This is a genomic window from Cognatilysobacter segetis (genome assembly GCF_004359965.1).
In the GTDB taxonomy this organism is placed as follows: domain Bacteria; phylum Pseudomonadota; class Gammaproteobacteria; order Xanthomonadales; family Xanthomonadaceae; genus Cognatilysobacter; species Cognatilysobacter segetis.
This window is the reverse complement of sequence record NZ_SMRQ01000073.1, coordinates 1-14,516: the sequence shown is the minus strand read 5'-3', so window position 1 is coordinate 14,516 and position 14,516 is coordinate 1. Positions and strand designations below refer to the sequence as shown.

The window sequence follows — 14,516 nt, the reverse complement described above, 5'->3', positions numbered from 1 at the left end:
GCGCGCGGCCCTTCGAAGCGGCCGCCGCCCGCATCGTGCTCGCCGCGGACCTGCCAACCGCCGTCGGCGGGCCGCAGTTCGAGCCGCACCACGCGGCTGGCGGCGCCGGCGCGCCGCATCGCGTCGAGCGCCGGCCGGCCGACCGCGTCGAGCTGGCCGAGCGCCTGCAGCGTGCGGTCGAGGTCGACGCGCGCCAGGCCGGGCGCATCGGCGATCGATTCGCGCAGCACGACGTCAAGCCCGATGCGTTCGGCCTCGGGCAGGCGATCGCCCTCCAGCGGCATCAGCAACACGCGGTCGAGCGGACGCGAGGGCGTGGGCGCGACCGCGCCCGGCGGCGGACGATGCGTCCACCAGTACGCGCCGCCGCCGATCGCGAGCAGTGCGATCGCCGCGGCGGCGAGCCAAATGCGCAGGCGGCCGGTGTCGCGCGGCACGTCGCGCCGGTCGATGGCATGCACCACCGCGGCGGCATCCGGCAACCGATGCGACGGCTGCGGCCGCAGCAGGCGCTCGGCGAGCCGCGCGACCCAGGCCGGAACGTCGCTACGCCGGGTGGTGACCAGCGGCGGGCTGCGGACGAGCCGCTGCGCCAGCGCTTCCGCAGCGGTGGACGCGGCGAACGCGCGTTCGCCGGTGAGCATCTCGTGCAGGATCAGGCCGAGCGCGTAGAGGTCGCTGCGCGGCCCGACCGGGTCGCCGCGTGCCTGCTCGGGCGACAGGTAGTCCGGCGTGCCGACGATGCCCGCGGTCGAGCTGCGCGTACTGCTTGCGATGGACCGCGCGACGCCGAAGTCGGTGATGTACGCATTGCCGTTGGCATCGACCAGGATGTTCGCGGGCTTGAGGTCGCGGTGCACGACGCCGCGCGCATGCGCCGCTCCCAGGCCGAGCGCGACCTGGCGGGCGATGCGCAGGGCATCGTCGACGGGAAGGGGGCCGCGGTCGATGCGGTGGTCGAGCGCCTCGCCCTCGATCAGGTCCATGCTGATCAGCCACCGCGTGTCGCCGCCCGCGAACTCGTGCCGGGCGATGTCGTGGATGCGCACGACATGCGGGCTCGACACCTGCCGCGCGAGCAGGAGCTCCTGCCGGAAGCGCTCGAACGCATCGGCGCGCTGCGCGATCTCGGGACGCAGCAGCTTCACCGCCACCGGCACGCCGAGCGACTCGTCCATGGCGCGGTACACGACGCCCATGCCGCCGACGCCGAGCAGACGCTCGATACGAAATCGCCCGGCGAGGAGCGTGCCGGGCGCGAGGTCCATCTGCGCGTAGATGCCGGTGGCGGTGGGCTCGCTCATTGCGTCGGCGCGTGGCCGGCCAACAGGTGCGAGAGATCGGCGGGCGTCGGCGGCTCGGCCGTTCCGCCGGCTTCCTGCCGCGCAGCGAGCCACAACGCGCACCGCTCCGCGAACGCCTGCAGCAGCTCGACGTCGAGCGTGGTCAGCGGCGGGCCCGCTTCGCGGCGGTCGGCGTACACCGCCCCGATCGGCGTGCGGCCGTCGAGCAGGGGCAGGGCGACCAGCGTGCGCAACCCGCCGCGGACGACCGACTCGCGCGAAGACAGCCACGCGTCCTGGCCGACGTCGTTGAACACGACCGGTGCGCGCGTGCGCAGCGCCTGCGCGACCGCGCCGAGGCTGCCGGTGAATTCGGGGCCGGTCGCGAGCGAGGCGTCCAGCGCCACCGACGCCGCGATGCGATGTCGCCCGCCTTCGGCCACGAGCACGAAGCCGCGCGTGCACTGGGCGAGCTCGAGCACCGCGCGCAGGCTGTGGTCGAGCAGCGCCGGCGTGGCCACGCCGTCCTGCGGCTGCGCCATCGCGTCGATGCGCTGGGTGAGGCGCGTCGCATGCGTGCGGCGCTCGGCCCATCGCGCGGCCTGCGCCTCGGCGGCGAGCGCGTCGAGCATGCTGAGCTCGCAATGCACGTCGCCGAAGCGGAGCCAGCCGCTTCGGGCGACGGCGGTACTCGAGATGCGCGCGCCGTCGACGAACGTGCCGTTCTTGCTGCCGAGGTCGACGAGCCGCCAGGTGCCGTCGGGCAGGCTTTCCAGCTCCGCGTGGCTGCGCGACACCGAGCCGTGCGCGAGCACGAGGTCGGCGTCGTCCGAACGCCCGATGCGCAGGCGCGCGCCCGGCATCACGATGCGCGCGATCGCGGCTCCTTCGGGCACATAGGCGATGAGTCGGGCCTGCATCCGCTGATCTTAGGCCTTGGCGCTGCCGCCGGGCAGGGTGGTCGGTCGCGACGCGAAACGCCCCCGGCGCGGGGGCGCCGGGGGCGTCGTCGGAAACGCGTGCAGGCTCAGTGGCCGAAGTTGCGCAGGTACGCGATCGAGAACTTCGCGGTGTCGACGCCCGCGAGGATTTCGCCGGCGTCGTTGGTCGAGCCGCCGCCCGCCGTCCAGGTGTCGCGGATGGCGCTTCCGGCGCGCGCATCGGTGCGCGCGGCCAGCGCATCGAGGCTGGCGAGCGCGTCGTCGTAGCGACCCTCGGCGACCGCCTGCGCCGCGGCCGCGCGGTAGGCCTCCAGCGGTGCCGCTTCGGCGGGCGCGAGCGTGGCGATGCGCGTGCGCAGCCGTTGCAGCTTCTCGTCGACCACATCACCGGTGCGGCGCACGTCGGCGAGCACGAGGAACTGCGAGAACCCGCCCGTCGTGCCGCGCGCGCGGACGCTGCCCTGCGCGACCTCGTTGGTGATGTCGCGGAACGCGCCGCCCAGCGGCGCCTTGAACAGGCGATAGCTGGTGCCGTAGGTGTAGACGAGCGCGTGCGTGTGGATCTCGACGTGCACGAGTCGATCGAACGACAGGCCGCCCGCAGGCGGCTCGACCGTGATCAGGAGCGGAAACGACGCGTCCAGCGAAGTCAGAGTGCCGGGCAGGCGCGCGAGCAGGGCCGGGTCGTTGAGCGTGACGAGTTGCGCACTGATGCCGAGGTTGGCCGCGCTGAGCCCGCGCGCATCGTCGAAGGCGAGCGTCATGTCCGCGATCGGCGCGCCGGCCGTGCCGACGACGACGCTGGCGGTGTTGCCGTTGACCGACACGCTGACCGGCAGGGCCTGCGCCGCCGCGAGCGGCGATGCGATCAGGAGGAGCGCGAGACTGAACCAGCGGACGAGGACGCGCGGCATGGTGGCTCCGGTTGGGCGTAAAGATCCCGTGAAACGGGACGCTAGAACGGGGCGCGTGAAGCAGGCGTCTTCACGCTCGACGCGAGCCTAACCCGCCGGCCGGCTTCCCCGCGACGGCGTTTCCACCCATGGCCGCCTGGGTGTTTACCCCTGCCGCGCGTGGAGGCAATGCCCGATGCGCGCGCCCGGCCCGCGGTGGGACAACTGGCGTGCCGCCCCATGGGCATCACCTCCGAGGCTCTCCCCCATGTCCGCCCCGCGCTCCCGCTCCCTCCCGGTCCGCATTTCCGCGCTCGCACTCGGCCTGCTGGCCAGCGGCGTCGCCCTCGCCGACGCCCACCTCGACCCCAACCTGATCAAGAAGATCGCCGCCGCGTCGCCAACCGACGAGCTCGGCGTCGTCGTGACCTACCGCCAGTCCGGCCCGGTCAACGCGGTGCAGCTCGCCGAGCTCAAGGCGCTCGGCATCGAGAAGGGCCGCACCATGCGCACGCTGCCGATCGCCGGCGTGGTGGCGACGCCCGCCGAGATCCGCGCGCTGGCGGCCAAGGACGACGTGGTCTCGATCTACTGGAACGCGCCCCTGCGGTATTTCGACGTCGAGGCGAACAAGATCAGCAGCGCCACGCGCACGTTCTCGAGCCCCGGCGACTACGGTCGCGCGGTGCCGTTCAGCGGCAAGGGCGTCGGCGTGATGATCAACGACTCCGGCATCGACGCCACGCACGACGACCTCAAGCTCGGCACGCACGTCGTCCAGAACGTGCTGGCCGCGCAGAACATCCTGCACGAGGTGGCGGCGGAGGACGCGCCGGGCATCGTGCCGATGACCTACCTCGAGAACGTGCCCAACAGCGACCTCGGTTCCGGCCACGGCACGCACTGCGCCGGCATCACCGGCGGCAGCGGCCAGCGTTCGAACGGCCTGTACCGCGGCGTCGCGCCCGGTGCCTCGCTGGTGGGCTACGGCTCGGGCGCCGTGCTCTTCATCCTCGACGCGGTGGGCGGCCTGGACTACGCGGCCACCAACCAGTTCAGCTACAAGGACACGATCCGCGTCGTCAGCAATTCCTGGGGCAGCAGCGGTCCGTTCGATCCGTCGAACCCGGTGAACATCGCCACGTACGAGCTCTACAAGCGCGGCATCGTGAGCGTGTTCGCCGCCGGCAACGACGGCCCGGGCGAAGACACCCACAACCCGTACGCGCAGGCGCCGTGGGTGATCTCGGTCGGTGCGGGCGAGAAGGACGGCGTACTGACCGGCTTCTCCTCGCGTGGCAAGCGCGGCGAGTCCGGCACGTTCACCATGGCGGACGGCACCAGCTGGACCTACGTCAACGAGCCGTCCGTCGTGGCGCCGGGCGTCGACATCGTCGCCACCCGCGACCTCGCGGGCGCGCTGCCGCCGCTGGAAGCGCAGCACGACGCCGAAACCCTCGCGCCCGAATACCTGCCGTTCTACACGCACATGAGCGGCACCTCGATGGCGACGCCGCACGTGGCGGGCATCATCGCGCTGATGCTGGAGGCGAACCCGAACCTCACGCCGGCGCAGGTCAAGGACATCCTTCGTCGCACCGCCACCAACATGACCGGTCGCCTCGCGTGGGAAGCCGGCGCCGGCCACGTCAACACGTACGCGGCGGTCGCCGAGGCGGCGGGCGTGCGCGGCGGTTGGGGCGCCACGGTCAACGCGCTGCGCACGTTCAACTCGAACGCCGTGCTCGCGCCCGGCGCGGCGCCGAAGCCGTTCTCGCTGTTCTTCTCGCCGGTCGGCACCGTCGACACCATGGAATTCGACGTCGGCCCGGACGTCGCGTTCGTCAGCGCGCGCTCCACGGTCGACAACACCGTCGCGCTGGTGCTGATCGATCCGGACGGCGAGCAGTACGGATCGTCGATCGCGCTGCCGGTCGCCGGCGACACGGTGACGATCGGTGCGCCCGGCAAGCCCGGCAAGTGGAAGCTCACGGTGCGCGGCATCGGCTCGGTGTCCGGCGTCGCGCTGGATCCGGCGAAGGTCACCAACGGCTACGCCGCGCCGGGTTACGTCGATGGCGAGATCACGTTCCTCAACTCGGGCGGCTACACCGGCCTCAACGACATCGCCAACCACCCGGCGCGCCAGGCGATCGAGTTCGCCGTCGCCAACCGCCTGGTCGACGGCTACTCGGACAAGCAGTTCCGTCCGGACCAGGTGCTCAAGCGCATCGAGCTCGCGCAGTACCTGTCGATGGGCCAGAACGTGCGGCAGTCGCTGCCGTTCAACGGGCGGTCGAGCTTCAGCGACCTCGCCGCGGGCAGCACGGGCTACGCCTACGCCGAGTCGGCGATCGCCCGCGGTGGTGCGCTGCGCGACCTCGAGCAGAAGCAGGACGGCGTGATGGGCACGGTCAATGGTGCGTTCAAGCCGAACGACTACGTGACCCGCGTGTCGCTCGCCTACTCGCTGGTGCAGAGCATGGCGCTGCAGTCCGAGGCCAAGGCGTTCAGCGGTGAGCTGACGGTGGCCTACGACGGCAAGCGCGTGCCGATCGCCGATGCCGCGTCGATCCCGGCGGCGCTGCGCGGTTACGTGCAGTACGCGCTGGACCTCGGCCTGATCAATGCGCGCTTCGCGGTCGAGCAGGGGCCGTTCGACCTGCAGCCCACGCTCAAGGCGTACTTCGACCCTGGCAAGACGGTCACCCGCGCGGCCTTCGCCGTGGCGGCCGACCGCTACCTCGTGGCCTATCGGGCCGCGGAAGACTGATCACGCTCCCCCGCGTGGAAGGGCCCGCCTCGGGGCCCGACCCTGGACGCCCCGGACCTCCGGGGCGTCTTTCTTTGTTTCTCTCAGCCCGGCGACCTCGACGAGGCCGGCGCGGGTGCCCGTCGCGCCGTCAGCGACGTTCCGCGCGCGGCATCCGTTCGGCGTCGCGGATCGCCTTGGTGTCCAGCGGGCGGATCTGTTCGATCCGGCAGGAGATCGGTACCGAGCCGACGCCCAGCGGCTGCACGCGGTCGAAGCGCGCCGACACGCGGCCGTTCGTGTCGCTGATCTGGATCCCGTGCGCCCATTCGAGGTCGTTGCAGTCGGGCGTGTCGAGCAGGTACGCACGCGTCGGCGACAGCCATACCGCCAGTGCGTCGCGGCCGAGCGGCGTCCACTCGGTGAAGGTCCGGTAGTAGGGGAAGTCGGACACCGGCGGGCCGGCGTGGGCGCGGTACAGCGCCAGCCGATCGGCGGTACGCGCGGCGGAATCCGAGGCGCAGCCGCCGGCGAGTGCGGTGGCCGCAAGCAGGGTGGCGAGCAACGGCGTGCGCATTGCAGCTCTCCAGGGCGGTGGTGTCCGATCTTGCGCCCGCGGCGGTGACGCGCAAGCGCGGGGCTCCGCGCCTGTTCAGGCGGTATGCGGCTTGCCAACGCCTCCACGGCTCCGTAACATGCCGCCTCCCGCGTGGCCGGGTAGCTCAGTTGGTAGAGCAGGGGATTGAAAATCCCCGTGTCGGGGGTTCGATTCCCTCCCCGGCCACCACGCGAAAAGCCCGCGCCCGTCGCGGGCTTTTGCTTTTGCGGGTCCGCCTTGACCGCATGCCCCGCGGGGCGTGGAATGTGGCCCCCGACGCGGGAGTACGCCATGAAGCTCTGGTCCATCGACGGCAATCGCCAGAAGCTCGACGGCGGCGCGATGTTCGGCAACGCGCCGCGCGCGCTCTGGTCGCGCTGGGCCGCGCCCGACGAGCAGGGCCGCATCGACCTTGCCTGCCGCGCGTTGCTGGCCTCGCCATTGGCCGGCAGGACCGTGCTGTTCGAGGCCGGTATCGGCGCGTTCTTCGAGCCGAAGCTTCGGGAGCGCTACGGGGTGGTCGAGGACCGGCACGTCCTGCTGGAGTCGCTCGCGCAGGCCGGCTTCAGGCCCGAGGACATCGACGTCGTCGTGCTCTCGCACCTGCATTTCGACCACGCCGGTGGGCTGCTTTCGGCGTGGCAGGCGGACGCCGCGCCGTCGCTCGTCTTCCCCAACGCCACCTACCTGGTCGGCAAGCGCCACTTCGAGCGCGCGCTGGACCCGCACGACCGCGACCGCGCCAGTTTCATCCCCGCGCTGCCAGGACTGCTGCAGGCGACCGGCCGGCTGGAACTGGTCGACGGCGAGTACTCGCGCACCTTGGGCGAGGCGGTGCGCTTCCACTTCAGCGACGGCCACACGCCGGGGCTGATGCTCGCGGAGATCGTCGGGCCCATCCATTCGAACGGGCACCCGCATGGCGGCGTCGTGTTCTGCGCCGACCTGATCCCCGGGCGGCCGTGGGTCCACGTGCCGATCACGATGGGCTACGACCGCAATGCCGAGCTGCTGATCGACGAGAAGCGCGCCTTCCTCGAGGACATGCTCGCGCGCGACGTCCATCTGTATTTCACCCACGATCCCGGCTGCGCGCTGGCGCGTGTGGTGAAGGCGCCCGACGGGCGATTCGGCACGACCCACGAGGTGCCCGCGCTGCACGCCCGCGCGCTCGCCGCATGAGGGCGGCCGTCCTGGCGCTCATGCTCGCCGCCGCCGCACTGTGGCCCGCGGGCGCCTCGCGGGCGCAGACCGCGCCGGACAGCGATCCGGCGCCGTCCAACCCGCTCGAGGATCCGGATTTCCGCGTCGAATCGCGTCAGTTCGGGCTGGAGCGCCGCGTCGAAATGTTCCAGTGGCGGCAGGATGCGGACGGCGGGTATTCGCGCGTCTGGAACGCCGCCCCGATCGATTCCTCGGATTTCGACGCGGCGCACCGCAATCCGCCGCGGCTGCCGGTGCGCAACCGCGAATGGTGGGTGGCGTCGGTGACGCTCGACGGCCGGCCGCTGCCGCTCGGCGTGGTGCGGCTGCTCGGACAGTGGCAGACGCTGCGTCCGAACTTCTCGCGGCTGCCGGGTCGCATCGCACGCGACTACCAACCCGAAGGCGACGGGCTGGCCAGCAGCGACAACCCGCTCGCGCCGGCGACCGGCGACGTGCGCATCACCTGGCACGAATTCGTGCTGCCGCCGCTCGCGGGCAAGGTCGAGCTGCGCGATGGCGCATGGCGCCTGAGCGCGAAGGCCGCCGCGGCGCCGGCGACCGCGCGGCCGGCCATCGACATCGCGGCCGCCACGCGCAAGCCGGTGATGCGCCTGCGGCCCTGGCTCGTCGCGATCGCCGTGGCGGCGCTGGTGGGCCTGTGGTTCCTCACCCGCGCCATCACCGGGGGACGGCACTGATGCCGCTGGTCACGCTGCTGGTCGCGGGGCTGCACGGCCTGCTGCTGCTCGTGCTGCTGTGGCCGATCGTGGCCGCACGGCGCGGACGTCGGATCGGCCTGGGCGATGGCGGCGATGCCGCGTTGCTGCAGCGCATCCGCGTGCACGCGAACTTCGTCGAGTACGTGCCGTTCGCACTGCTGCTGCTCGCGCTGCTCGAATTGAGCGGGCTGGACCGCGCGTGGGTCGCGCTGCTGGGCGGGTCGTTGTTCGCGGCGCGGGTGCTGCACGCGATCGGCCTCTCGCGCTCGCCCGGCGTGTCGTTCGGGCGCCTCTGGGGCACGGCGATCACGTGGGGCGTGATCCTCACGGCGTCGCTGGTCGCGCTGGTGCGCGCGGTGGTGGGCCTGTCGGGCGCCGCATGAACCCTGCACGCGTCGATCGCGCCCGTCTCCGCGACCTCACCGACCTGCCCAACGTCGGTCCTTCGATCGCGGGCGACCTCCGGCGGATCGGCATCGAATCGCCCGCCCAGCTGGTCGGGCAGTCGCCAATGGCGCTGTACCGGCGGCTCTGCGAGGTGACCGGCGTCCGACACGATCCCTGCGTGCTCGACGTCTTCATGTCGGTCACGCGTTTCATGGACGGCGAGCCGCCGCAGCCGTGGTGGGCGTACACGGCCGAACGCAAGGCGCGGTTCGGCCTCTGAGCCGCGGAAACGAAAAAGGCCGGCGCTGGGCCGGCCTTTTTTGCTGCGAACGCGTCCGTCAGGCCGCCACGGCCTGCTCCACGCGCGGACCTTCGCGCAGCGCGCGACCCACCATCGCGACCAGCAGCTCGAGCTCCGCGCTGGTGATCGTGAACGTCGGGGTGAAGCGCAGCGAGTTGACGCCGCCGTGGATGACGCCGATGCCGCGCTCGCGCAGCCATTCCTCGGTCGAGCCGGCGCCGAAGCACTTGAACTGCGGAGCCAGCTCGCAGGAGAACAGCAGGCCCGTGCCCTGCACCTTGGTGATCATGCCGCCCGATTCCGCGCGCAGCGCCTCGAAGCGTTCCAGCGCCTCCACGCCACGGGCGCGGATGTTCTCGCGCACGGCGGGCGTCACCTGCGAGAGCACCGCACAGGCCACGTCCAGCGCACGCGGATTCGTCGTCATCGTGTTGCCGTAGAGGCCCTTGCGGTAGAGCGCCGCGGCGCGTGCGCCGACCGCCAGTACCGAGAGGGGGTACTGGCCCGCATTCAGCGCCTTCGAATAGGTCTCCATGTCGGGTGCGTCGGCGTCCTCGAAACCCGGGTAGTCGACGATCGACAGCGCGCCGGTCGCGCGAAGGCCCGCCTGGATCGAGTCGACCAGCAGCAGGCCGCCGTGCGCACGCGTCAGCTCGCGCGCGGCGTCGTAGAACGGGCGCGGTACGCCGCGGCCGGGGTCGCCTTCACCCATCACGGGCTCGAGGAACATCGCCTCGATGAACCAGCCATTGGCATCGGCGTCGGCGAACGCTCGGCGCAGCGCGTCGATGTCGTACGGCTCCACCGTGATCACCGAGCTCTCGCCGCGGAAGCTGGCGAGGTGCTGCACGTACGTCTTGCGCGACGAATCGGAATACAGCGCCGGCGCCTCGGTGCGGCCGTGGAAACTGCCCTTCACCACGAGGCGCTTGATCGTGCGCCCGGCGTGGCGGGCGCCCGCGTCGGTCATGAGTTTCGCGTTCGCATCGGCGATGCGCGCCGCGAGCGACACCGACTCCGAACCGGAATTGAGGCAGAAGAAACGCTCGTACGGGCACTCGCCGCGCACCGTGCCGATCGCCGCGCGGATCGCACGGTCGAAGCGGCGCTGCGCGAGCGACGGCGTCATGATGTTGGCCATCACCTGCGGCTTGGCCATCGCGTCGATGACCGCCTGCGGCGCATGGCCGAAGCCGAGCATTCCGTAGCCGCCGGAGTCGTGCAGCACCGCGCCCTTGAGCGTCACCACCCACGGCCCGCGCGCGGCGAGCGCGACGTACGGATTCACCGCGTCGTCGGGATAGAAGTTGACGTAGCCGGCCTGCACGGCGTGGATCTGATCGTCCTCGTCGAGGTCGAGCAGGTCCGCGGCGTCCTGCTTCACCGACGCGTATTCGGCGGCGGCCGCGGCGATCGCTTCGCGCAGTTCGGGATGCGAGGCGGCGAAGCGCTCGATCGTCGCGTCGTCGAGGCCCACGGTTCGACGGCGGCCTCCATGGGCGCGCAGCGGCGCGAGGAGGGCGACGGATTGGGCGTGGTCGTTCGACATGACGGCGGGCTCCTGCAGTCCAGGGACGAGATGCACGGAAACCGCGGGAACGACACGGGCCTGGAAGCGCGCGCGAAGGCGTTTTCCGTTTCCATTCAAAAGGTTGCGTCCATGCTATCACGCGCCCTTCGCGCCGATAACCCCCGCGCGGCCGCTACACTGTGCGGCCGTCCGATGCGGACGAACGGCCGAACGACGGCCTCCGCGCGCTTGAAGAAGTCCGACTTCGATTACGACCTGCCCGTCGAACTGATCGCGCAGGCACCCCTCGCCGAACGCAGCGCGAGCCGCCTGCTGGTGGTGCCACCTGGCGACGCTCCCTTCGAGGACCGCGTGTTCCGCGACCTGCCGTCGCTGCTGCGCGCCGGCGACCTTCTCGTGTTCAACGACACGCGCGTGATCCCGGCGCGCCTGTTCGGGCAGAAGTCCACCGGGGGGCGCGTCGAGATCATGATCGAGCGCCTGATGGCGGACGACCGCGCACGCGCGCAGCTGGGCGTCAGCAAGTCGCCGAAGGAAGGCGCCGTGATCGAACTCGACGCGGGCGGCCGTGCGCACGTGCTCGGCCGCGAGGGCGAGTTCTACGTGCTGCGTTTCGAGGTGGGCGAACCGCTGGAGTCCTGGCTGCTGCACGCGGGCCGCCTGCCGCTGCCGCCGTACATCCAGCGCGAGCCCGGCGCCGACGATGCGGAGCGCTACCAGACCGTGTTCGCACGCGAGATCGGCGCGGTCGCCGCGCCCACGGCCGGCCTGCATTTCGACGAAGCGCTGCTGTCGCGCCTGCAGGCACTGGGTGTCGAGGTCGGCCACGTCACGCTGCATGTCGGCGCGGGCACGTTCCAGCCGGTGCGCGTGGACGACCTCAGCCAGCACGTGATGCACAGCGAATGGATCAACGTCGGCGCGACGCTCGTCGAGCAGATCCGCCGCACGCGCGAGGCCGGCGGGCGGGTGATCGGCGTGGGCACCACGGTCGTGCGTGCGCTGGAGAGCGCGACGCGGCACGAGGCGGACGGCCGCGCGGAGCTCAAGCCGTTCGCAGGCGAAACCCGGCTGTTCATCCTGCCGGGCTACCGCATCACCAGCGTCGACGCGATGGTGACCAATTTCCATCTTCCGCAGAGCACGCTGCTGATGATGATCTCCGCGTTCGCCGGGCAGTCGCGCGTCTTCGAGGCGTACCGCCATGCGATCCGCGCCCGCTACCGCTTCTTCTCCTACGGCGACGCCATGCTGCTCTGGCGCGCAGCCACGCAGTAGAGCGGGCGCCAACGGGCGCGGCGCTTCGACGTCGACACCAGCGCCTACGACCCACGTTTCCGGAAAACCGAATTCCCATGAGCCGCATGTCCTTCCAGCTTCTCGGCACCGACGGCGCCGCGCGCCGCGGTCGCCTCACGTTCCCGCGGGGGACCGTCGAGACGCCCGCTTTCATGCCGGTCGGTACCTACGGCTCGGTCAAGGGCGTGATGCCGGAGCAGGTGCGCGAGCTGGGCGCGGAGATCATCCTCGGCAACACCTTCCACCTGTACCTGCGCCCGGGGCTCGACGTCATCGCCGACCACGGCGGCCTGCACGGTTTCTCGCGCTGGAACGGCCCGATCCTGACCGACTCCGGCGGCTTCCAGGTGTTCTCGCTCGCGCATCGTCGCAAGATCACGGAAGAGGGCGTCACGTTCGCGTCGCCGACCGACGGCGCGAAGGTCTTCCTCGGCCCCGAGGAGAGCATGCGGATCCAGAAGGTGCTCGATTCGGACATCGTGATGATCTTCGACGAGTGCCCGCCCGTGCATAAGGACGGCGTGCCTGTGTCGCCGGACGTGGTGCGGCGATCGATGGAGCTCTCGTTGCGCTGGGCCGAGCGCAGCAAGCGCGCGCACGAAGGCAACGACGCGGCCCTGTTCGGCATCGTGCAGGGCGGCGTCCACCACGACCTGCGCACGCGGTCGGCCGACGGCCTCAAGGCGATCGGTTTCGACGGCTACGCCATCGGCGGCCTGGCCGTCGGCGAGACCGAGGAAGAGCGCAACGCCATGCTCGACCACACCGCACCGCAACTGCCGACCGATCGCCCGCGCTACCTGATGGGCGTCGGGCGCCCGGAAGACCTCGTCGAGGCGGTCGCCCGCGGCGTCGACATGTTCGACTGCGTGATGCCCACGCGGAACGCCCGCAACGGCCACTACTTCACCGCGACCGGTACCGTGCGCGTGCGCAACGCCAAGTACGAGCGTGACACCCGGCCCATCGAGGAGGGCTGCGACTGCTACGCCTGCCGCAACGGCTTCAGCCGCAGCTACCTGCGCCACCTCGACCGCTGCAACGAGATGCTCGGCCCGATGCTCGGCACCCTGCACAACCTGCGCTACTACCAGCGCCTGATGGCGGACATGCGCGACGCGATCGGGGCCGGGCGGTTCGCCGCGTTCCGCGAGGCGTTCTACGCCGCCCGTCGCGAAGGCGCCCCGGGCTGAACGGGGCGGGGCGGCGGAAGGCCGCCGGTCGCGTGGCATAATCCCCGGTCGCTTTCGCCGGACCTGACCATGTCGCTGCTCGATTTCCTCGTTCCCGTCGCCCACGCCCAGGCTGCACCGGCACCCGCCGGCGGCGGCGCGCTCGGCTTCCTGCCGATCCTGATCGTCGTGTTCGTCATGTACTTCCTGATGATCCGTCCGCAGATGAAGCGCGCGAAGGAGCACAAGGGCATGCTCGAAAAGCTCGCGCGCGGCGATGAGGTGCTGGCCGCCGGCGGCCTCGCCGGCACGGTCACCGACATCGGCGAGAACTTCGTCACGATCGAGATCGCCGACGGCGTGCGCGTGCGCGTGCAGAAGGCCGCGATCGGCAACGTGCTGCCCAAGGGCACGTTGAAGGCCGCCTGAGCCGCAGGCCCTTGATGGCGGCCCCGGCCGCCCTTACACGCTTTGGACGCGGCGGGGAGCCGCCTGGACTTCGATGCTGACCTACCCGCGCTGGAAATACGCCCTCGCCGTCGTGCTGTTGCTGTTGAGCGCGCTGTATGCGCTGCCCAATGTTTTCCCGCAGGACCCGTCCGTGCAGGTCACCGCCAACCGCGGCGGGGCGATCGATGCCGCGCTGCGCACGCGCGTCACCGGGTTGCTGGCCCAGGCGGGCGTCACGCCGAAAGAGGTGGAGATCGACAACGGCAACATGCTGGTCCGCTTCAAGGATCCCGACCAGCAGGTCAAGGCCGCCGACGTCCTGAGGGATCCGCTCGGCAACGACTACGTCGTCGCGCTCAACCTGGCCTCGACCGCGCCGGATTGGCTCGCGAACATCGGCGCCAAGCCGATGCTGCTCGGCCTGGACCTCCAGGGCGGCGTGCATTTCATGATGCAGGTCGACCAGAAGGCCTCGATGGAAAAGCGGCTGGATGCCCTCGCCGAGGACGTGCGCGTGCAGCTGCGCGACGCAGGCGTGCGCTACGAGTCGGTCGAGCGTCGCCCCGACGGCAGCGTGATCGCGATCGTTTCGCCGCAGGACGCCGAGAAGGCGCGCCAGCTCATCACGCGCGGCCAGACCACGCTCGACGTCGCCGTGAACGGCGGCGCGCTCACCGTGCGCATGAACCCCGCCGAGCAGCAGCGCCTCGCGCTCGAGGCCGTCGAGCAGAACGTCAGCACGCTGCGCAATCGCGTCAACGCGATCGGCGTCGGCGAGCCGATCATCCAGCGCCAGGGCACCGACCGCATCGTGGTCGAGCTGCCGGGCGTGCAGGACACCGCGCAGGCCAAGCGCATCATCGGCGCGACCGCGACGCTGGAATACCGCGCGGTCGTCGAGGGCAATGCCTACGACGCCATCTCGACCGGCAGCGTGCCGCCGGAGGCGCGCGTGTTCTACCGCCGCGAAGTCGGCCCCGACGG

General features: G+C 71.3%; 13 protein-coding genes, 1 tRNA gene and 1 pseudogene. 10 read left to right on the top strand and 5 right to left on the bottom strand.

Annotated elements, in window-relative coordinates:
* The 3 genes from E4F61_RS13000 to E4F61_RS12990 form a co-directional block, all read right to left on the bottom strand.
* The coding region (locus tag E4F61_RS13000; RefSeq protein ID WP_133480058.1) for a serine/threonine-protein kinase at positions 1-1,304 on the bottom strand (1,304 nt) is incomplete at its 3' end.
* The gene (locus E4F61_RS12995) at positions 1,301-2,203 is read right to left on the bottom strand and encodes an FHA domain-containing protein (RefSeq protein ID WP_133480057.1); all 903 of its coding nucleotides are present in this window, start codon (positions 2,201-2,203) and stop codon (positions 1,301-1,303) included. The genes E4F61_RS12995 and E4F61_RS13000, both read right to left, overlap by 4 nt.
* Positions 2,204-2,310: 107 nt before the next feature.
* Positions 2,311-3,138 carry a DUF6689 family protein gene (locus E4F61_RS12990; protein ID WP_133480056.1) on the bottom strand — a complete coding sequence of 276 codons (828 nt, stop codon included), beginning with the start codon at positions 3,136-3,138 and terminating at the stop codon, positions 2,311-2,313.
* Positions 3,139-3,385: 247 nt separating this feature from the next.
* Here E4F61_RS12990 and E4F61_RS12985 point away from each other — a divergent pair, with 247 nt between their 5' ends.
* Entirely contained in the window at positions 3,386-5,890 is a 2,505-nt protein-coding gene (locus E4F61_RS12985) for a S8 family serine peptidase (protein ID WP_133480055.1), read from the top strand.
* Positions 5,891-6,020: 130 nt separating this feature from the next.
* Here the strand turns inward: E4F61_RS12985 and E4F61_RS12980 are convergent, their stop codons facing one another.
* Positions 6,021-6,446: a DUF6491 family protein gene (locus E4F61_RS12980; RefSeq protein ID WP_133480054.1), complete on the bottom strand. Its 426-nt coding sequence runs from the start codon at positions 6,444-6,446 to the stop codon at positions 6,021-6,023.
* Positions 6,447-6,580: 134 nt separating this feature from the next.
* Between E4F61_RS12980 and E4F61_RS12975 the strand changes: the two genes are divergently transcribed.
* The 5 genes from E4F61_RS12975 to E4F61_RS12955 all read left to right on the top strand — a co-directional run bounded on the left by E4F61_RS12975 (position 6,581) and on the right by E4F61_RS12955 (position 9,059).
* Positions 6,581-6,656 (top strand) — tRNA-Phe (locus E4F61_RS12975).
* Between the two features lie 102 nt (positions 6,657-6,758).
* On the top strand, positions 6,759-7,649 hold the full coding sequence (locus E4F61_RS12970) for an MBL fold metallo-hydrolase (protein ID WP_133480053.1): 891 nt from the start codon (positions 6,759-6,761) through the stop codon (positions 7,647-7,649).
* A complete protein-coding gene (locus E4F61_RS12965; RefSeq protein WP_133480052.1) occupies positions 7,646-8,371 on the top strand; it encodes a TMEM43 family protein in 726 nt (241 codons plus the stop codon). The genes E4F61_RS12970 and E4F61_RS12965 overlap by 4 nt, the downstream gene beginning before the upstream one ends.
* Complete coding sequence (locus E4F61_RS12960; protein ID WP_162301491.1) at positions 8,371-8,775, top strand: MAPEG family protein; 405 nt, start codon at positions 8,371-8,373, stop codon at positions 8,773-8,775. Before E4F61_RS12965 ends, E4F61_RS12960 begins: the two co-directional genes overlap by 1 nt.
* Positions 8,772-9,059: a helix-hairpin-helix domain-containing protein gene (locus E4F61_RS12955; RefSeq protein ID WP_133480050.1), complete on the top strand. Its 288-nt coding sequence runs from the start codon at positions 8,772-8,774 to the stop codon at positions 9,057-9,059. The genes E4F61_RS12960 and E4F61_RS12955 overlap by 4 nt, the downstream gene beginning before the upstream one ends.
* A 58-nt stretch (positions 9,060-9,117) precedes the next feature.
* On the opposite strand, the gene E4F61_RS12950 is transcribed toward E4F61_RS12955, so the two are convergent.
* Positions 9,118-10,629, bottom strand: a complete 1,512-nt coding sequence (locus E4F61_RS12950; RefSeq protein ID WP_133480049.1) for an aminotransferase class III-fold pyridoxal phosphate-dependent enzyme — start codon at positions 10,627-10,629, stop codon at positions 9,118-9,120.
* 210 nt (positions 10,630-10,839) lie between these two features.
* Between E4F61_RS12950 and queA the strand changes: the two genes are divergently transcribed.
* The 4 genes and pseudogenes from queA to secD all read left to right on the top strand — a co-directional run.
* A complete protein-coding gene (queA, locus tag E4F61_RS12945) occupies positions 10,840-11,889 on the top strand; it encodes a tRNA preQ1(34) S-adenosylmethionine ribosyltransferase-isomerase QueA (protein ID WP_133480048.1) in 1,050 nt (349 codons plus the stop codon).
* 77 nt (positions 11,890-11,966) lie between these two features.
* Complete coding sequence (gene tgt / locus E4F61_RS12940) at positions 11,967-13,103, top strand: tRNA guanosine(34) transglycosylase Tgt (RefSeq protein WP_133480047.1); 1,137 nt, start codon at positions 11,967-11,969, stop codon at positions 13,101-13,103.
* A gap of 69 nt (positions 13,104-13,172) precedes the next feature.
* Positions 13,173-13,511: a preprotein translocase subunit YajC gene (gene yajC / locus E4F61_RS12935; protein ID WP_133480046.1), complete on the top strand. Its 339-nt coding sequence runs from the start codon at positions 13,173-13,175 to the stop codon at positions 13,509-13,511.
* 73 nt (positions 13,512-13,584) lie between these two features.
* Positions 13,585-14,516 (top strand): annotated as a pseudogene (gene secD, locus E4F61_RS12930) (protein translocase subunit SecD); the annotation flags it as partial.

What these genes read in the sequence shown, in the direction of transcription:
- E4F61_RS12950 (WP_133480049.1), bottom strand. Translation starts at nt 10,629, where the DNA reads ATGTCGAACGACCACGCCCAATCCGTCGCCCTCCTCGCGCCGCTGCGC.
- E4F61_RS12990 (WP_133480056.1), bottom strand. Translation starts at nt 3,138, where the DNA reads ATGCCGCGCGTCCTCGTCCGCTGGTTCAGTCTCGCGCTCCTCCTGATC.
- E4F61_RS12995 (WP_133480057.1), bottom strand. Translation starts at nt 2,203, where the DNA reads ATGCAGGCCCGACTCATCGCCTATGTGCCCGAAGGAGCCGCGATCGCG.
- E4F61_RS12960 (WP_162301491.1), top strand. Translation starts at nt 8,371, where the DNA reads ATGCCGCTGGTCACGCTGCTGGTCGCGGGGCTGCACGGCCTGCTGCTG.
- E4F61_RS12955 (WP_133480050.1), top strand. Translation starts at nt 8,772, where the DNA reads ATGAACCCTGCACGCGTCGATCGCGCCCGTCTCCGCGACCTCACCGAC.
- E4F61_RS12980 (WP_133480054.1), bottom strand. Translation starts at nt 6,446, where the DNA reads ATGCGCACGCCGTTGCTCGCCACCCTGCTTGCGGCCACCGCACTCGCC.
- E4F61_RS12985 (WP_133480055.1), top strand. Translation starts at nt 3,386, where the DNA reads ATGTCCGCCCCGCGCTCCCGCTCCCTCCCGGTCCGCATTTCCGCGCTC.
- E4F61_RS12970 (WP_133480053.1), top strand. Translation starts at nt 6,759, where the DNA reads ATGAAGCTCTGGTCCATCGACGGCAATCGCCAGAAGCTCGACGGCGGC.
- yajC (WP_133480046.1), top strand. Translation starts at nt 13,173, where the DNA reads ATGTCGCTGCTCGATTTCCTCGTTCCCGTCGCCCACGCCCAGGCTGCA.
- tgt (WP_133480047.1), top strand. Translation starts at nt 11,967, where the DNA reads ATGAGCCGCATGTCCTTCCAGCTTCTCGGCACCGACGGCGCCGCGCGC.
- E4F61_RS12965 (WP_133480052.1), top strand. Translation starts at nt 7,646, where the DNA reads ATGAGGGCGGCCGTCCTGGCGCTCATGCTCGCCGCCGCCGCACTGTGG.